The 14,672-nt window shown below is 65.2% G+C and carries 15 protein-coding genes; 3 read left to right on the top strand and 12 right to left on the bottom strand.

What is annotated here, in order from left to right; translation table 11 throughout:
- Window positions 1-183: 183 nt before the first annotated feature.
- Entirely contained in the window at window positions 184-474 is a 291-nt protein-coding gene (locus tag F817_RS0108780; RefSeq protein ID WP_024327297.1) for a GIY-YIG nuclease family protein, read from the top strand.
- Window positions 475-1,071: 597 nt separating this feature from the next.
- Here the strand turns inward: F817_RS0108780 and F817_RS0108775 are convergent.
- The 5 genes from F817_RS0108775 to F817_RS14770 all read right to left on the bottom strand — a co-directional run bounded on the left by F817_RS0108775 (window position 1,072) and on the right by F817_RS14770 (window position 6,200).
- Window positions 1,072-1,464 carry a flagellar protein FliT gene (locus tag F817_RS0108775; protein ID WP_024327296.1) on the bottom strand — a complete coding sequence of 131 codons (393 nt, stop codon included), beginning with the start codon at window positions 1,462-1,464 and terminating at the stop codon, window positions 1,072-1,074.
- A complete protein-coding gene (gene fliS / locus F817_RS0108770) occupies window positions 1,465-1,875 on the bottom strand; it encodes a flagellar export chaperone FliS (protein WP_024327295.1) in 411 nt (136 codons plus the stop codon). It abuts the gene before it with no gap.
- A gap of 58 nt (window positions 1,876-1,933) precedes the next feature.
- Window positions 1,934-3,298, bottom strand: a complete 1,365-nt coding sequence (gene fliD, locus F817_RS0108765; protein WP_018952390.1) for a flagellar filament capping protein FliD — start codon at window positions 3,296-3,298, stop codon at window positions 1,934-1,936.
- Between the two features lie 939 nt (window positions 3,299-4,237).
- Window positions 4,238-4,576 carry a flagellar protein FlaG gene (locus tag F817_RS14720; RefSeq protein WP_255347012.1) on the bottom strand — a complete coding sequence of 113 codons (339 nt, stop codon included), beginning with the start codon at window positions 4,574-4,576 and terminating at the stop codon, window positions 4,238-4,240.
- 163 nt (window positions 4,577-4,739) lie between these two features.
- Window positions 4,740-6,200 (bottom strand): flagellin, encoded by a 1,461-nt coding sequence (locus F817_RS14770; RefSeq protein WP_024327294.1) that lies wholly within the window; start codon window positions 6,198-6,200, stop codon window positions 4,740-4,742.
- An 898-nt stretch (window positions 6,201-7,098) separates the two neighbouring features.
- Between F817_RS14770 and F817_RS0108750 the strand changes: the two genes are divergently transcribed.
- On the top strand, window positions 7,099-7,398 hold the full coding sequence (locus tag F817_RS0108750; protein ID WP_024327293.1) for a nucleotidyltransferase family protein: 300 nt from the start codon (window positions 7,099-7,101) through the stop codon (window positions 7,396-7,398).
- Window positions 7,399-7,669: 271 nt separating this feature from the next.
- On the opposite strand, the gene F817_RS0108745 is transcribed toward F817_RS0108750, so the two are convergent.
- Window positions 7,670-8,296, bottom strand: coding sequence for a YIP1 family protein (locus tag F817_RS0108745; RefSeq protein WP_024327292.1), 627 nt, complete (start codon window positions 8,294-8,296; stop codon window positions 7,670-7,672).
- 115 nt (window positions 8,297-8,411) lie between these two features.
- Between F817_RS0108745 and F817_RS0108740 the strand changes: the two genes are divergently transcribed.
- Window positions 8,412-8,621: a hypothetical protein gene (locus tag F817_RS0108740; RefSeq protein WP_024327291.1), complete on the top strand. Its 210-nt coding sequence runs from the start codon at window positions 8,412-8,414 to the stop codon at window positions 8,619-8,621.
- A gap of 287 nt (window positions 8,622-8,908) precedes the next feature.
- Here the strand turns inward: F817_RS0108740 and cobS are convergent, their stop codons facing one another.
- From cobS to cobD, 6 genes are all read right to left on the bottom strand, one after another.
- On the bottom strand, window positions 8,909-9,682 hold the full coding sequence (gene cobS / locus F817_RS0108735; protein WP_024327290.1) for an adenosylcobinamide-GDP ribazoletransferase: 774 nt from the start codon (window positions 9,680-9,682) through the stop codon (window positions 8,909-8,911).
- 220 nt (window positions 9,683-9,902) lie between these two features.
- Entirely contained in the window at window positions 9,903-10,469 is a 567-nt protein-coding gene (locus F817_RS0108730; protein WP_024327289.1) for a histidine phosphatase family protein, read from the bottom strand.
- The gene (gene cobT, locus F817_RS0108725) at window positions 10,466-11,527 is read right to left on the bottom strand and encodes a nicotinate-nucleotide--dimethylbenzimidazole phosphoribosyltransferase (protein WP_024327288.1); all 1,062 of its coding nucleotides are present in this window, start codon (window positions 11,525-11,527) and stop codon (window positions 10,466-10,468) included. The genes F817_RS0108730 and cobT overlap by 4 nt, the downstream gene beginning before the upstream one ends.
- A gap of 127 nt (window positions 11,528-11,654) precedes the next feature.
- Window positions 11,655-12,176 (bottom strand): bifunctional adenosylcobinamide kinase/adenosylcobinamide-phosphate guanylyltransferase, encoded by a 522-nt coding sequence (cobU, locus tag F817_RS0108720; RefSeq protein WP_024327287.1) that lies wholly within the window; start codon window positions 12,174-12,176, stop codon window positions 11,655-11,657.
- The gene (locus F817_RS0108715; protein ID WP_029681080.1) at window positions 12,173-13,657 is read right to left on the bottom strand and encodes a cobyric acid synthase; all 1,485 of its coding nucleotides are present in this window, start codon (window positions 13,655-13,657) and stop codon (window positions 12,173-12,175) included. Before F817_RS0108715 ends, cobU begins: the two co-directional genes overlap by 4 nt.
- On the bottom strand, window positions 13,657-14,664 hold the full coding sequence (gene cobD / locus F817_RS0108710; protein WP_024327285.1) for a threonine-phosphate decarboxylase CobD: 1,008 nt from the start codon (window positions 14,662-14,664) through the stop codon (window positions 13,657-13,659). The genes F817_RS0108715 and cobD overlap by 1 nt, the downstream gene beginning before the upstream one ends.
- Window positions 14,665-14,672 lie beyond the last annotated feature (8 nt).

The following is a 14,672-nucleotide window of genomic DNA, read 5'->3' as shown; positions in this document are numbered from 1 at the left end:
ACGTACGGGCAGCCTACACCGCAGAGATCCCGGATAACCGCTCCGCGGTTTCCGGGATGACAAGTAGGAGTCAGAGGAATCCCTTGTGCCTCCCACGGACCAGGGCACCCGAAACGCGGTGAACGCGCGACGACCGCAACATCCATGGCAAACTCAACACCTGGCCTCGCAAGGACGCGAACCATGGAAAAGCACCCGGCGGTCTACATCCTGACCAACCGGCGAGAAGGCACCCTGTACACCGGGGTCACCAGCAACCTCCCCAGCCGCATCGCCCAACACCGCGACGACTTCGTACCCGGCTTCACCCGCCGCTACAAGCTCTACCGCCTCGTCTGGTTCGAACAACACGAGTCCATGGACGAAGCCATCCGCCGAGAAAAGCAGATCAAACGCTGGCGACGCCCCTGGAAGATCGACCTTGTCGAAACAGAAAACCCCACCTGGAGAGACCTCTACGACAACCTCTTCTAGCCGATTCGCTTAGTGGCAGACTCGAAGTTGGCAGGGCACCCGCTCAACCCGTCATCCCGGCCGCAGCGCAGCGGAGAGCCGGGATCTCCCCACGCCAGATTCACCCCAACGTACGGGCAGCCCACACCGCGAAGATCCCGGATAACTGCTCCGCAGTTTCCGGGATGACAACAGGTTTGTGGTGATTCCGAGTACTTTTCGCGACGCCTGTCCGGCTAGACGCCCCCCCCTCATCGTCATCCCGGCCGCAGCGAAGCGAAGAGCCGGGATCTCGCACGCCGGATTCACCCCAACGCACGGGCAGCCCACACCACGAAGATCCCGGATAACTGCTCCGCAGTTTCCGGGATGACAAAAGGTTCGTAGCGATTCCGAGTGCTTTTCGCAACGCCTGTACGGCTAGACGCTCCCCCTCATCGTCATCCCGGCCGCAGCGCAGCGAAGAGCCGGGATCTATCACGTCGGATATCGCCCAGAGCTCGGGCGACCCTGGCCGTGGAGATCCCGGACAACCGCGTTGCGGTTTCCGGGATGACGGGAGGGGATAATCGGGCTTTTGGGAGTAACGGAGAAGTTTCGACCCGTTGCGGGACCGCGTTAGTCGCTCGGCTTGCCCGGGTTCGCCCGCATGGTATGCCGGCGGGTCGTTTCGTACGCGGAGATACCCCGGCGACCGCTGCGCAGGTCTCGGAGTTGCCGGCTTACATCGGCCTGCCGCGCCTGGAGCTCCGGGAGGTGCTGCTCATAGAAGCGCGCCAGGGACTGCAAGGCAGCCCGCAGTGAGGTACCGTCGTCATCCCGCTGCGGGGCGGGTTCAACGCCAAAGGCGCGCTCTACCAACGCACGGGCAATCCCGTCCAGCTCCTGTAAACGGTCCCAATCTTCGTCGGCCAAGGCGGCATCCATGGCCCCCCGAACGCCCTCGATCCCGTCTTCCAGCGTGACGCTGGCGTCCGGTGCTCCCGACTGGGAGGCGGTATGCGAGGACATTCAGCCAGCCTTGCGGCGTTCCTGGGGAGGAATGTCGTCCCAGCCTGCCTTGATCTCCCGGATCAGCGAGGACACCTCATCCAACACCGCCGGATCATTCTGCACATTCGCCTCCAAAAGGCGACGGCTCATGTACTCGTAAAGCGCATCCAGGTTTCCGGATAGCTCCGGGCTGTGCTTGTGGTCCAGCACCGCGCGCAGTGCTTCCACAATGTCGATCGCCTTGCCGATCTTCTCGCCCTTGAGAGCCACATTACCCTGCTGCATCGCCCCTTTCGCGACCGCAATCCGCTCCAGTGCGCCCTCGAAGAGCATCTGGATCAGGCGATACGGCTCGGCCACCTGTGCCTCCGCCAAAGCGCCCGACTGACGATACTGGTTCACGCCCCGATTCATGCCTGGTCCGTACATCCGCTCTTCTCCGTTATCCGTTCGCCGTCCCCGCCGGCACGCCTTAATGACCCGCCAATCACCTGCTGCGGTTCTGCGCCAGCGGCATATTGGCTAGTTGCCCCATCAGGTAGTCGCCACTGCTTTGCAGTTGGGCGACAGTCTGGTCCATGCGCGAAAACTGCCGCACCAGACGCTGTTCCAGCTGTTCGATCCGAGTATCAAGGCGTTCTCGATCTTCCCCGATCCGGCTCAGATCGTTTTGCAGGCCATCAGTGCGCATCTGCAGGATGCCCTGGGAGCCCAGGAACGAGCTCAACACGTCATTCATCCCGCCGGCGACCTGGCGCACCGTCTGCGAGATGTTTTCGAACCCGTCCTCCTCGACCGCCTCACGGAAGCGGTCGGAATCGAAACGCAGCGTGCCGTCCGAGTTCGTGGTAATCCCCAGCTCGACGAACATGGTGTTGCTCGCTCCGGGCACGTCGGCTCGTTGCATCAGTGCCGAAGAAAGCTGGCCCTGGATGTTTCGCACTGTCCCGTCGCCCGTCAGGATCGAGGCCTGGCGCTCGTCGGCATCGTAAGCCGTCAGGTCGCGCATCTGCGAAACAATCGCGTTGTAGTTCTCGACAAATCCCGCAACCTGTTCACGCAACCCATCGCGGTCTTCCGATACGGTAACGTTGACCGGGCCCGTGGTGACCTGACGCAACTCGATCTCCATGCCTTCGATCGCATCGTCCAGCGTGTTGGAACTGCTGGTCACGGTCATGCCATTGATTGTTGCGATGGCGTCGCGCGCCTCCTGGGTCTGCTCCAGGTTGCTGGATGCGAGGCGGCCAATACCTTCATTGGCCGGGTCCGGATCGCCATCCACCGACACCGAGATGGTGTTGTTCTCCCCCGTCTCGTTCGCACTGAACACCAGGCGCGAACCCTGGCCGTCGTTCACGATGGACGCGGTGACACCACCATCAGCCGCGTTCACCGCATCGCGAACATCGCGCAGCGTATCGCCCTCGCCCACGTCAATCTGGAACGCTTGACCCGCCCCGACCTGAATATTCAGTCGCCCGGCACCCACCTCGTCGTCACGACTCTCGAAGGCACCCGCCTGGCTGGCGACCGCCTGAGACTGCGCGAGCTGCTGGACCTCCAGCGACAGGCGGCCGTTGTCCGCCGTACCGTCTGTGGTGATCGAGGCCGCATCCTCGTTCGACATCTCCACGGTCTGTTCCGGGCGAAAGCGCGACAGATCAGACATGGACTGCTGCGCCTGATCAATGCCGCTGCGAAGGGCGCCAAACGCCGAAACCTGGGCCTCCAGCCGCTCCTCGCGCTGGTTCAAACGGTTTTCCTTCGGGGCCCTTTCAGCCTGAACCAGCTCACCTACCAGCTGATTCAGATCCAGCCCGGAACCGACACCCAACGAACTGATCGCCATCTTCTTGCTCCTCGGCATTCGACGTCTCGAAGCCATTGCAATCGCTATACCCTCTACAACGACAGACTATCCCAAATCTTGAGCCCACCACAGAAAAAACCCGCTCAAAGCCGCACTTCAGTCCCAATCGGGTTTACCCGCCCCGCTCCAGGCTCAGGCCATCATGGCGAAGCAATCTCCAAAACCTGACACCAATCGCCAACCGCCCCTGCCTCCATCATCCCGCAGCTTCCCGTCATCCCGGAAACTGCCCAGCAGTTATCGGGGATCTCCAGAGCAACGGATGCCCCATCCGTGTGGACCTTCCAACGATGGAGATCCCGGCTCTTCGCTGCGCTACGGCCGGGATGACGATAGTAGGACTTTCGTCGTGGAGATGGGTGGAGCAGGCGTAACCGCAATCACGGCCCCGGAAGCACCAGCCAATACGATGGCGCAAACACTGGAAACGCATCCCAACCCCCAACCCCGTCATCCCGGAAACCGCGAAGCGGTTATCCGGGATCTCCGCCATGAAAGTGGCACAAACGTCGGGGCATCCCCCAGCATGGAGAGATCCCGGCTCTCCGCTCCGCTACGGCCGGGATGACGCGATGGGGGCGCTACGCCCGGAATGACGATCAAGGGAGCCCGGCCTGGAGGATGGCAAGAATGCCCCCAGGGCCCGATGCCTACTCGAACATTCGAAATTGCCGCCCAAAATCCGTCATCCCGGAAACCGCGCAGCGGTTATCCGGGATCTCCGCCACTGAAGGTGGCACAAACGTCGGGGCATCCCGGCGCAAGAGATCCCGGCTCTCCGCTGCGCTACGGCCGGGATGACGTTAATGGTGGCCGGCATGGTCTGCGGCTCCGATGACGATGCCACAACAAAAAAAGCCGGACCCATGCCGGATCCGGCTCAATCAATCAAACACGTTGGCGGTAGAAGCGAAGCCGTCAGGCCTTGTCCACCAGTCCAGTCCCGTCCAGCCCCTGATCTTCCTTGAACTGCTCAACCAGGGCCAGCACCGCCTCCGGTGGTATCTGCCGGATCACGTTCTCGCGGTCACCGTCCATCACCGTGATGACCGTCCGGCCACTCACGTCGTCCACCGCGAACTCCAGCGAACGCTTGCTCGATTGCAGATAGTTATTGATCGATTCCACCACTTTCTCGAGATCCGACGCCTCCACCGGCGGCGCCGATCGAGGCGTCTCCGGTGACCGGGTGCGGGTTTCTTCCCCACTCCGCGGGCCTTGATCCGGACCGGAAACACGAGAATCCGCGGCGTCCATCCCCGGACGATTGTCCGATGCCGGACCCCGCGGCGTCATCAAGACTGGCGGTGAAGTGACATTACCCACCTGATCACTCATGGCACTGTCCTCTTCAGACGGAAGGAGGGCCGAGGGAACCCCGGCGCCTCCGTCCTTAACCTACCCTGCGTACGGCTCTTACTTACTGCAGCAGCGCCAGGGCGTTCTGCGGAACCGCGTTGGCCTGGGAGAGCACCGAGGTACCCGCCTGCTGCAGGATCTGCGCCCGGGTCAGCTCGGCGGTCTCGGAAGCGAAATCCGCGTCGCGGATACGCGACCGGGAGGCCTCGAGGTTCTCCGTCGTCTGGGTCAGGTTGGAGATAGTCGACTCGAAGCGGTTCTGGATTGCCCCGAAATCACTGCGGATGTCGCTGACTTCAGTCAATGCGACATCAACACGCTGAATCACGTCGTTCGCACCAAAAACCGTCAGAACATCCGCGTTGCCAAGGTTGCCGGAATCCGCCTCGTATTCTTCGGCAAAGCCCAGCTCCGTGGCTGCGGCGCCGTCAAACGAAATGGCTTGATCCGAACTAATCCGCAGATTTCCGTCCGCATCGATCGCAGCGAATGCAGAATCCCCAAGCGCTTCGGACACTGCAGCGAGCAACTCATCCGCATTCGCGTATTCGCCGTCCGCCACCGCTACCGGATCAAGGTCCCCGACCGTGATGTTGAAATCGTCAGATACCTCCAGTGTCCCCGCTTCTTCCCCATCAGTATGCGTGGCTACAAACGTGGAATTATTGAAATCGCCCGAGTCCCATTCATTCACGAGCGCGATCTCCATGTCCGACCCATCGGTCCTCGAGATCACCAGATCGCCGTCACCGAGGCTACCCGTCTTAGTGTAGGCCCCATCGGAATTCTCGACGAATGCATCAATGGCCTCCTGCACTTCTGCACCGGTCAAGGACTCGCTGGCAGCCCCAGAAGTCTTCGAAAACACCGTCTCGTTATCAATCGATAGAGTGAATTCTTCACCAGCGGCATCCGATGTTCCATCGGTGAAACCAGTGTCAGCTCCGGAAGTGGTCGCAATAGCATCCGTGAAGACGCTCGCCAAATCGCCTTCAGCTACGGCCAGCGAACCCAGCGCGTCAAGTCGCGTGCTGGATTCCAGATTGAGATCGATCGTTTCACCAACGTTCGCGCCCACTTGAAATTTGGCGTCGCCAAACGAGCCATCCAGAATCTTCTGGCCATTGAACGACGTTTGCGATGATACGCGATCGATTTCCTCCAGGCGTTGCTGAACTTCCCGGTTCAGGGCTTCACGGTCAGACTCTGAGTTGGTCGCGTTCGCCGACTGTACGGCCAGCTCGCGGATCCGCTGCAGGTTGTTCTGCACTTCCTGCAGGGCGCCTTCGCCGGTCTGCGCCAGGGAGATGCCGTCGTTCGAGTTGCGCACGGCCTGGTTCAGACCGCGGATCTGGGTGGTGAAGCGCTCGGAAATCGCCAGACCGGCCGCGTCATCCTTGGCGCTGTTGATACGCAGGCCCGAGGACAGACGTTCCAGGCTCTGGGCCAGCGCGCCCTGAGAGTTGCTCAGGTTGCGCTGGGCGTTCAGGGAAAGAACGTTGGTGTTAATTACTTGGGACATGATCGCTCTCCTGTAGAGTCGTTCGTCACCGCCTCGGGCGGTTCTGGTGAACGGGTTGATCCCCGCTCTCAGAAGCCTTAACGACCCTTGCCCAGGAACCTTTAGCCCTGCATCGAAATTTTTTTCGACCCGCGGCAATTCCTTGCCGCCCCCAGTTCCTCCGGCCGCGAAACCGTAACGCCACGCACCGATGCCCAGCCATCATCCGGACCGCACTCCGCCCACCAGGGCCTTCTCGGTCATCCCGGCCGCAGCCCCTGTCCTTCATCACCGGCCGGAGCGAAGCGAAGAGCCGGGATCTCCTCATGGGGGAACACTCCGACGTCTGCGCCACCCCCAACGACGGAGATCCCGGATAACCGCTGCGCGGTTTCCGGGATGACGGGGGTGGGTGGTCATTCCCAACGTGCGTGCCTCCAGCCAGTGCGCATCCCCCGGCCGTTATCCCGACGAGCCCCTCCTTCGCCATCATCCTGGCCGCAACGCACCCCTTCCCGTCATCCCGGCCGGAGCAAAGCGGAGAGCCGGGATCTCCCCACGCGCGAACACCCCGACGTCTGCGCCACATTCAGCGGCGGAGATCCCGGATAACCGCTGCGCGGTTTCCGGGATGACTCGGGTGGCGGGACCGCACGGAAACGAGGGCCGCGACCCGGCCGCTCAAGGGTGGCGATTACATCCCGTCATTGCGAGGAGCCGCAGGCGACGTGGCAATCGGCTGGCAGGGCGCAAGGCGTTTTAATCCAGCACTCTGCTTGTCCCGAGCGCTTGCTTCGTCGCTGTGCTCCTCGCAATGACAGAGGTGGTGGATTCGCGGCTGGTTCGCGGGCTGACGGTGGTGGAGGTCGGAGGTGAGACGGTTCGGGTATATGCCCCAGGGCCTTGATATACTTGAGCGATGCGCCTGACGGACGAACAACAGACGATCATCCGCGAGGAAGTGCGCCGTGCATTCGGGCCGGATGCTCGCGTGAAGCTGTTCGGCTCGCGCGTGGACGATGCCGCGCGTGGCGGCGACATCGACCTCTACATCGAGGCGGACGGCACACCGAATGAACTGCTGGACCAGGAACTGCGCCTGTACGTGGCACTGCAACGCCAACTGGGCGAACGCCGTGTGGATATCGTCGTGCATCCGCGCGGCGCGCCGCCCCGCCCCATTGATACGCATGCCGACCGCACGGGTGTGGCCCTGTGACCGCCGCAACGCCACAGCAACGGCCCGTTCGCCTTGCCGAGCGGGTCGATCGCGAAGACGAACATCTGCTCGGCGTTTCAGAGGCTTTGTACACAGGACCCGGAATTCAACCTTGGCTCCACACCACCCACGCAACGCGATAGTCCACCGCCGGTCCCGCTACTGTAGGAGCCCAGCCCTCTGGGCGATCGGGCCGGGCATCTGGCATTGATGAAGGTAAATCGCCCAGAGGGCTGGGCTCCTACAAGTGTTACCCCGCCAACGAGGGGGCTCAGATCAGCCAGGTGGTGCCGATGCGATGATCGGGTGTGGCACCGGGGATCAGGTCCATCAGGAGCCAGCCGAAGATCAGGGTGATGAAGGCACCGCAGAAGATGGTGGCCACGAACAGGCCGATCCGGTTGCCGCGGCGCAGGCCGATGATCTCGCGCAGCGACCAGTAGATCAGCCAGAGGGAATACAGGATCAGCAACAACGCGATGCCGTTGCCCCAGGGCCACGGGAACGCCGCGACCACCTTGCCGACCCAGGCGGGCAACAGCCCGACCGTGACGGCGAGCATCGCCCGGTCCGGGTGCGAGTAGCCCTGGAACAGATCGGTCAGGTAGTGCGCGGACCCGGCCATCCCCAGGACCCCGATGCTCATCGCCAGCACGCTGTAGACGCCAAAGCCCCAGGCGCCCGGCATTGCCTCCGGCGGCAGGCCGGGCGGGATCACCTGGTAAAGCCATTGGCTCGCGACCACACTCACCAGCAGCACCGGCAACGCCAGCCGAAGGAATGTCTGCCACCACGGCGGGGCGGGTTCGATTGCCCGCGCATCACGCACCGCCCCAAGCGGGTTTACGAGCGAGCGCAGGGTCATGCGGGCGGGGTTAAGTCTCGCAGTCGAGGTCATTGCGAAAGTATGCGGCAATGACGTGACCATTCGATGACAGGTTTTGCTAACTTCCGACATACCTCATCCGGATCCTGCAACGGGAGACACATCATTGGCTCGCTTGACGATTCGTTTGCCTGACGGGAAGTACAAACGCCTGAAGGCGTTGGCACGCGAACGCGGCACTAGCGTAAATCAGCTCGTGGACGAGATGGCCATGCTGATGATTGCCGAGCACGACGCGGAAACCCGTGTCCGGATGCGCGCCGAGCGCGGTCAGGGCCAGGAGCAAGAAGGGCTTGAGCTGCTGGACAAGGCGATGGGAAGGGCCTCGCCGCATTAAGGAAACACTGATCCATGTACACGCTCGCGCTCGAGTCGCTTTTGCGTGCAAGCAAGGCGCGATGACTGCCGTGCAGTCATTCTGCACAAGGGAATCGCAACGCCGAGCGCGCGCCCGTTTTTGATAACAACGGGCGGCCGAGCCCATTCGGGGTTGGCACCCCAGGTTCGCCGATCCTGCGTTGCGTCTTTGCCGGTAGAACCACTACCCGCTGCGCACCGCGCCTTGTCTCGGAATACCTGGGGTGCCAACGCGAGTGTGTACATGGATCAGTGTTTCCTTCAGGGCTAATGGAGCCCAAGCGTTAGCACCAGGATGACCAGCACCGATGTCTCCACCAGCTCCAGCGTGGCTCCGACGGTGTCGCCGGTGAAGCCGCCGAGCCAGCCCTTGAGGAGGTGGGTCGCACCCCACAGCAACAGGCCGACGGCGACAAGCGCTGGTATCACCCCCCAGAGACCGGAGACCATCCCCAGTATCAGGCTCAGCAGGGCCGTGGCGCCGACCACGCCGATCGCGGCCCTGCGCGGCAGGTGCTGCGCCATCTCGGCCCCCAGCCCCACCGGGTTCACGTAGGGCGTGGTCAGGAACAGTACCGGAGGCACCATCCGCCCCAGCACGATCGCGAGCAGCAGGGCCATCCACGCCCCCGTCTCCATCACGGCCACCAGTGCCGTGCCTTTCAGCAACAGCACCAGGATCAGGGCGGCGACCGCCATCGGGCCACAGGCAGGATCCTTCATGATCCCGCGGGCACGCTCCGGGTGCCGCTGACCGCCGACCCAGGCATCCACCGTATCCGCCAGCCCGTCCAGGTGCAGCGCGCCAGTCAGGGCCACCCAGAACGTCAGCACCAGGGCCGCGACAAGAAGCGCCGGCGCCCCGGGAATGGCGGACAGCGCGATTCCGACAATCACCACGATCAGACCCAGGATGAGCCCGACCAGCGGATAGGTCAGCACGGAACGCCCCAGATCCTCGGGGCGCGGCTCCAGCGCGGGGGTCGGCAGGCGTGTGAGGAACTGGATGGCCAGCCAGAGGGGTGTTATCACGGGGTTCATGTCAGTGCCCGTTCGGTCTCTGGCGTCATGGGTTCGAGGCCCGGGCCGGGTCCACAGGGGCGGTTGCTCCCCCGGAGCCCCGGCCCTGCCGTAGGAGCGTGCTTGCACGCGAAGCCCCTGCCAGAGTCCCGCGCGGGCAGGGGCTTCGCGTGCAAGCACGCTCCCACAAGAGCCCTCACAAGATCACCCACAGGGGCTTTCCGCACCAAGGGCAGGAGATTCATGGATAGGGCTCCCATGGCTCGACAATATGCAGGGAAGCGAGCGGGACGTCGATGCTCAAGAGTTTTTCCAGCGGCCAACCCTCCTGCAGGGCACGGATCAGGCGGATGACCCCGCCGTGCGCGATCACGAGCACGCGCTCGCCTTCGTTCGGCGCCAGGTCATTCCAGCCGGCGACGACACGCTCGCGAAAATCCGAAAGCGACTCACCATTGGGCGGCGGGTGATTCAGCGGATCCTGCCAGAAACGGCCCAGAGCGTCGGCATGCGTCTCCATCAGCGCCGCCGCCGTACGGCCTTCCCAGTCGCCGAAATCGAGTTCGGCCAGGCGTTCGTCCACGGCGAGTGGCACACCCGCCTCCTCGGCAAACGCCTCGGCAGGCCCCAGGCAGCGCATCAACGGCGAGCAGACGACGCGATCCCAGCCGGCGTCACGCGCGAGTGTGTCGCGCATCGCGCCCCAGCCGGCTTCCGTTAGCGGGACATCGCTGCCGCGACCACAAAACCCCTGGCCGGTGGTCTCGCCGTGGCGCAGCAGGCCGATGCGTGCGGAATCCGTGCTCAACCGGCCTCTCCACTGACACCCGCCTCGGCGAAGGTGGCCATGCCGGAGTGCAGTTCGCAGGCCAGGCGCAGCAGGGGCACGGCCGTGGCCGCCCCGCTCCCCTCGCCCAGGCGCATGCCGAGATCAAGCAGCGGCTCGGCCTCCAGCGCCGCCAGCAGGCGCTGGTGACCCGGCTCCGCCGAGGTATGAGCATAGAAGAACCAGTCCGCCGTACCCGGGCACAGGCGCTCGGCCACCAGCGCCGCCGAGGTGCTGATGAAGCCGTCCACCAGCACCGGCAGGCCGATCTGCCCCGCAGCGATATACGCCCCGGCCAGCCCCGCAATCTCGAAGCCACCCAGGCAGCGCAGGCTGCCAAGGGCGTCGCCCCGCACGTCCGCATGGGTCTGTAGCGCCTGTTCGATGACCTCGGCCTTGTGCCGGACCCCATTCTCATCCAGGCCCGTGCCGGGCCCGGCCAGATCGGCGGGCGGCAGATCCAGCAGGGAACAGGCCAACGCGGCGGCGGAGGTCGTGTTTCCGATCCCCATCTCGCCGCCGACGAACAGTTGGGCCCCGCTGCGCCGCGCGCGCTCCGCGCACTGGCGGCCGGCGTTCAGGGCGCGTTCCAGTTGCGCCGACGTCATGGCCGGCTCGCGTGCGAGGTTCGCGGTGCCGGGGCCCAGGTTCAGTTGCTGCACACCGCTGACGGCGGGCGGCTCCGCAACCGTGCCCAGGTTGATCACCTCGATAGAGGCGCCCAGGTGCCGCGCGAGCACGGAGATTGCCGCCCCGCCAGTGGCGAAGTTCGCGACCATTTGTGCCGTCACGGCCTGCGGAAAGCGCGAAATGCCTTCGGCCACCACGCCGTGATCGCCGGCAAACACCGCGATGTGGACGTTCTCCAGCGCGGGCTTTTCCTGGCCCTGCATCCCGGCCAGGCGTTCGGCGATCGCCTCCAGTTGCCCGAGCGACCCGGGCGGCTTGGTCAGCTGGGCCTGCCGTTCAGCCGCGGCCTGCCGGGCGGCGGCGTCCAGGGCCGCCGGCGGCACCTGCAGCCAGTCACAGTCTTCGGTCACATGTTCTCCCTATTCGATCCGTCTTCGCGGGCAAGCCCGCTCCCACAAGGCTGCCGCACATGCATTTGTGGGAGCGGGCTTGCCCGCGAACCCTCGTCACCCTGGTCGCAGCAAAGCCCACCCTGGATCACAGAAGGTCACCCTTGAGCACATGCGGGAGGCCGGCGACGGTGAGGACGACGCGGTCCATCGCGGGGGCCAGGCGCTGGTGGAGCCAGCCGGCCTCGTCGGCGAAGCGACGTGACAGTGCGTCCATGGGCGTGATCCCCATGCCCGTTTCGTTGGAGACGAACACCAGCGTGCCCGGCAGGCGCGGAACCGTTTCGATCAGGGCTTCGCGCTCACGCTCGATCCGGCACTCGTCATCGGTGCACAGGAGCTGGGTCAGCCACAGGGTCAGGCAGTCCACCAGCAGGCACTGCTCCGGTCCTGCGGCCTCCTCCAGCGCCCGGGCCAGGCCCGTGCCCGCCTCGACGAGGCCCCAGTCTCCGGGCCGGTCGGCGCGATGGCGTTCGATCCGGCGCGCCATTTCGGCATCGTCCGCGCGCGCCGTCGCCACGTAGGTCACGGGCAGGCCGCTGGCCGCCGCCAGTTGTTCTGCCAGCCGGCTCTTGCCCGAGCGCACGCCACCCAGTACCAGGGTCTTCATGCGACTGGCTCCGTCGATTCGACTTGCAGAAGGGTCAGTATGCAATTCATATCCAGGTGTTCTTCCAGAGAATCGGCCAGGCGCTCCAGGCCGCGCTCCCGCGCCGTTGCCAGGTCTTCCCCTTTCTCCATCCCGCTACGCATTCCCGCCCATTGCAGCAAGGCCTCGGCGGCGTCCGATGTATCGAACACGCCGTGGACATAGGTGCCGGCCACCGCGTCATCCGTACTACGCGCGCCATCCGGGCCGTGTTCCAGCTGCAGTAGCGGCCGCTCCAGGCCGGGCCCGGACGTCACACCCGCATGGATCTCGTAACCTTCTACGCCGGCTTCTCGATCCAGCACGCGGTCTCCGCGCACTCGCTCCAGGTGCTTCTCCGGGGCGAGCCGGGTCTCGAGATCCAGCCAGCCCAGCGCCGGGGTGGAGCCCGGCTGGCCCTCCACCCCATCGGGATCGTGCACGGCGTGGCCCAGCATCTGGAATCCGCCGCAGATCCCCAGGACCTTGCCGCCATAGCGCACGTGCTGCCGCAGCGCTTCTTCCCAGCCCTGCTCGCGCAGCCAGGCGAGATCGGCGCGCACGGACTTCGAGCCCGGCAGGATGACCAGGTCCGCGGGCTGCAACGACTCGCCCGGCCCGACAAAGCGCAGATCCACCGCCGGGTGCAGCCGCAGCGGATCGAAATCCGTATGGTTGGAGATGCGCGGCAGTGCCGGCACGACCACCTTCAGCGCGTCCGCAGTCTTCTCGGGCATCGCCTCGCGCGGCAGGGCGTCCTCGGCATCCAGATAAAGCCCGTGCAGGTACGGAATCACGCCGAGCACCGGCTTGCCGGTTTCCTGTTCCAGCCAGTCCAGGCCGGATTGCAGCAGGCCGATATCGCCGCGAAAGCGGTTGATCACGAAGCCCCGCACCCGCGCGCGCTCCGTTTCGCTCAAAAGCGCCAGCGTGCCCACCAGATGCGCGAAAACTCCGCCCCGGTCGATGTCCGCGACCAGGATCACCGGGCAGTCCACGGCCTCGGCAAAGCCCATGTTGGCAATGTCGCCGGCACGCAGGTTGATCTCCGCCGGCGATCCCGCGCCCTCCACGAGGACGTGGTCGTACTGTGCGGTCAGGCGGCCATGCGAGGCCAGCACCGCCTCGCGTGCCACCGGCTTGTAGTCGTGATAGGCCCGGGCATCCAGCTCCGCCGCCGGCCGGCCGTGGATGATGACCTGCGCCCCCTGGTCCGAGCTGGGCTTGAGCAGTACCGGGTTCATGTCCGTATGCGGGGCCAGGCCACAGGCCGCCGCCTGCAGGGCCTGGGCGCGTCCGATCTCGCCACCATCCATAGTGACCGCGCTGTTCAGCGCCATGTTCTGCGGCTTGAACGGCACCACCGACAGCCCGCGCCGGTGCAGCACGCGCGCCAGCCCCGCCACCAGCACGCTCTTGCCGGCATCCGAGGTCGTGCCCTGCACCATCAGCGTCGTTCCCATCAGGACGCCCCCAGTGCCTGTTCCAGGCGCTTCCATTCGTGTTCCTGCCCCGGCAGGCCAAAGCGAAGGCTACCCGGCTCATCAAACCGCCGCACGAGGATGCCCTGCGCGCCCAGGTGATCCTGCCAGCCTGCGGGATCGTCCTCGCGGCACCACTGAAACAGCGCGGTGCCGCCGGCGGGTTCCAGCCCCTGGTCGCGCAGCAAGTCCGCCAGGCGCTGGCCACGTGCCTGGAGCATGGTGCGTGTCTCGGCCTGCCAGGCCCGGTCCGACAGCGCCTGGGTGGCGATCCAGCGGGACGGTCCGGCAAGACCCCACGGGCCCATCCGGGCGGCCAGTCGCGTGCGCAGCGTGTCCTCCGCGATGACAAATCCCACGCGCGCCCCGGCCAGGCCAAAGAACTTGCCCAGCGAGCGCAGCACCACCAGCCCCTCGCGCGGCGCGTCCTTCGCCAGGCTCTCCTCCGGTGTAACGTCCATGAAGGCCTCGTCCACGATCAGCCAGCCGCCACGCACGGCCAGGGCCGCATGCCACGCCCGCAGGTCCGCGCGGTCGAACCGTTGCCCGGTCGGATTGTTCGGGTTGACCAGGACCAGCACGTCCAGGCCGGGCAATGCGGCCTCGATCGAGTCCCCATCCAGCGGGACGACGTCATGCCCGGCCCCGTGCCAGGCCCGGGCGTGTTCGTTGTAGCTGGGCTCGAGGATGCCCACGCGCGAAGGGCCCTCCCGTAGCGCGGGCAGCAGCTGGATCGCGGCCTGGGAACCGGGCACCGGCAACAGCGCCCCGGTCCCGTAATAGGCGGCGGCTGCGGCCTCCAGGCCGTCGTCCGGTTCCGGCAGGCGCGCCCAGGCCCCTGGCGGCAGCTCGCCCGCGGGGTAGCCATGCGGGTTGATGCCCGTGGAGAGATCCAGCCAGTCGGCCTCGGGGATCCCGTAGCGCACGGCCGCCTGGCGGATACCACCCCCGTGCACCTGGATCAACGCCTTCGGCTCCGGCGTCTGCATCGATTGGG

Source organism: Thioalkalivibrio sp. AKL19 (assembly GCF_000420165.1).
Taxonomy (GTDB): domain Bacteria; phylum Pseudomonadota; class Gammaproteobacteria; order Ectothiorhodospirales; family Ectothiorhodospiraceae; genus Thioalkalivibrio.
Note: the sequence above shows the minus strand (reverse complement) of the source record. Positions and strands in the feature narration are given on the sequence as shown.

Coding starts and splice junctions, on each gene's coding strand:
- F817_RS0108750 (WP_024327293.1), top strand. CDS start 7,099: ATGCGCCTGACGGACGAACAACAGACGATCATCCGCGAGGAAGTGCGC.
- F817_RS0108715 (WP_029681080.1), bottom strand. CDS start 13,657: ATGGGAACGACGCTGATGGTGCAGGGCACGACCTCGGATGCCGGCAAG.
- F817_RS0108775 (WP_024327296.1), bottom strand. CDS start 1,464: ATGTCCTCGCATACCGCCTCCCAGTCGGGAGCACCGGACGCCAGCGTC.
- fliS (WP_024327295.1), bottom strand. CDS start 1,875: ATGTACGGACCAGGCATGAATCGGGGCGTGAACCAGTATCGTCAGTCG.
- F817_RS0108780 (WP_024327297.1), top strand. CDS start 184: ATGGAAAAGCACCCGGCGGTCTACATCCTGACCAACCGGCGAGAAGGC.
- cobU (WP_024327287.1), bottom strand. CDS start 12,176: ATGAAGACCCTGGTACTGGGTGGCGTGCGCTCGGGCAAGAGCCGGCTG.
- fliD (WP_018952390.1), bottom strand. CDS start 3,298: ATGGCGATCAGTTCGTTGGGTGTCGGTTCCGGGCTGGATCTGAATCAG.
- cobD (WP_024327285.1), bottom strand. CDS start 14,664: ATGCAGACGCCGGAGCCGAAGGCGTTGATCCAGGTGCACGGGGGTGGT.
- F817_RS14770 (WP_024327294.1), bottom strand. CDS start 6,200: ATGTCCCAAGTAATTAACACCAACGTTCTTTCCCTGAACGCCCAGCGC.
- F817_RS0108745 (WP_024327292.1), bottom strand. CDS start 8,296: ATGACCTCGACTGCGAGACTTAACCCCGCCCGCATGACCCTGCGCTCG.
- cobS (WP_024327290.1), bottom strand. CDS start 9,682: ATGAACCCCGTGATAACACCCCTCTGGCTGGCCATCCAGTTCCTCACA.
- F817_RS14720 (WP_255347012.1), bottom strand. CDS start 4,576: ATGGACGCCGCGGATTCTCGTGTTTCCGGTCCGGATCAAGGCCCGCGG.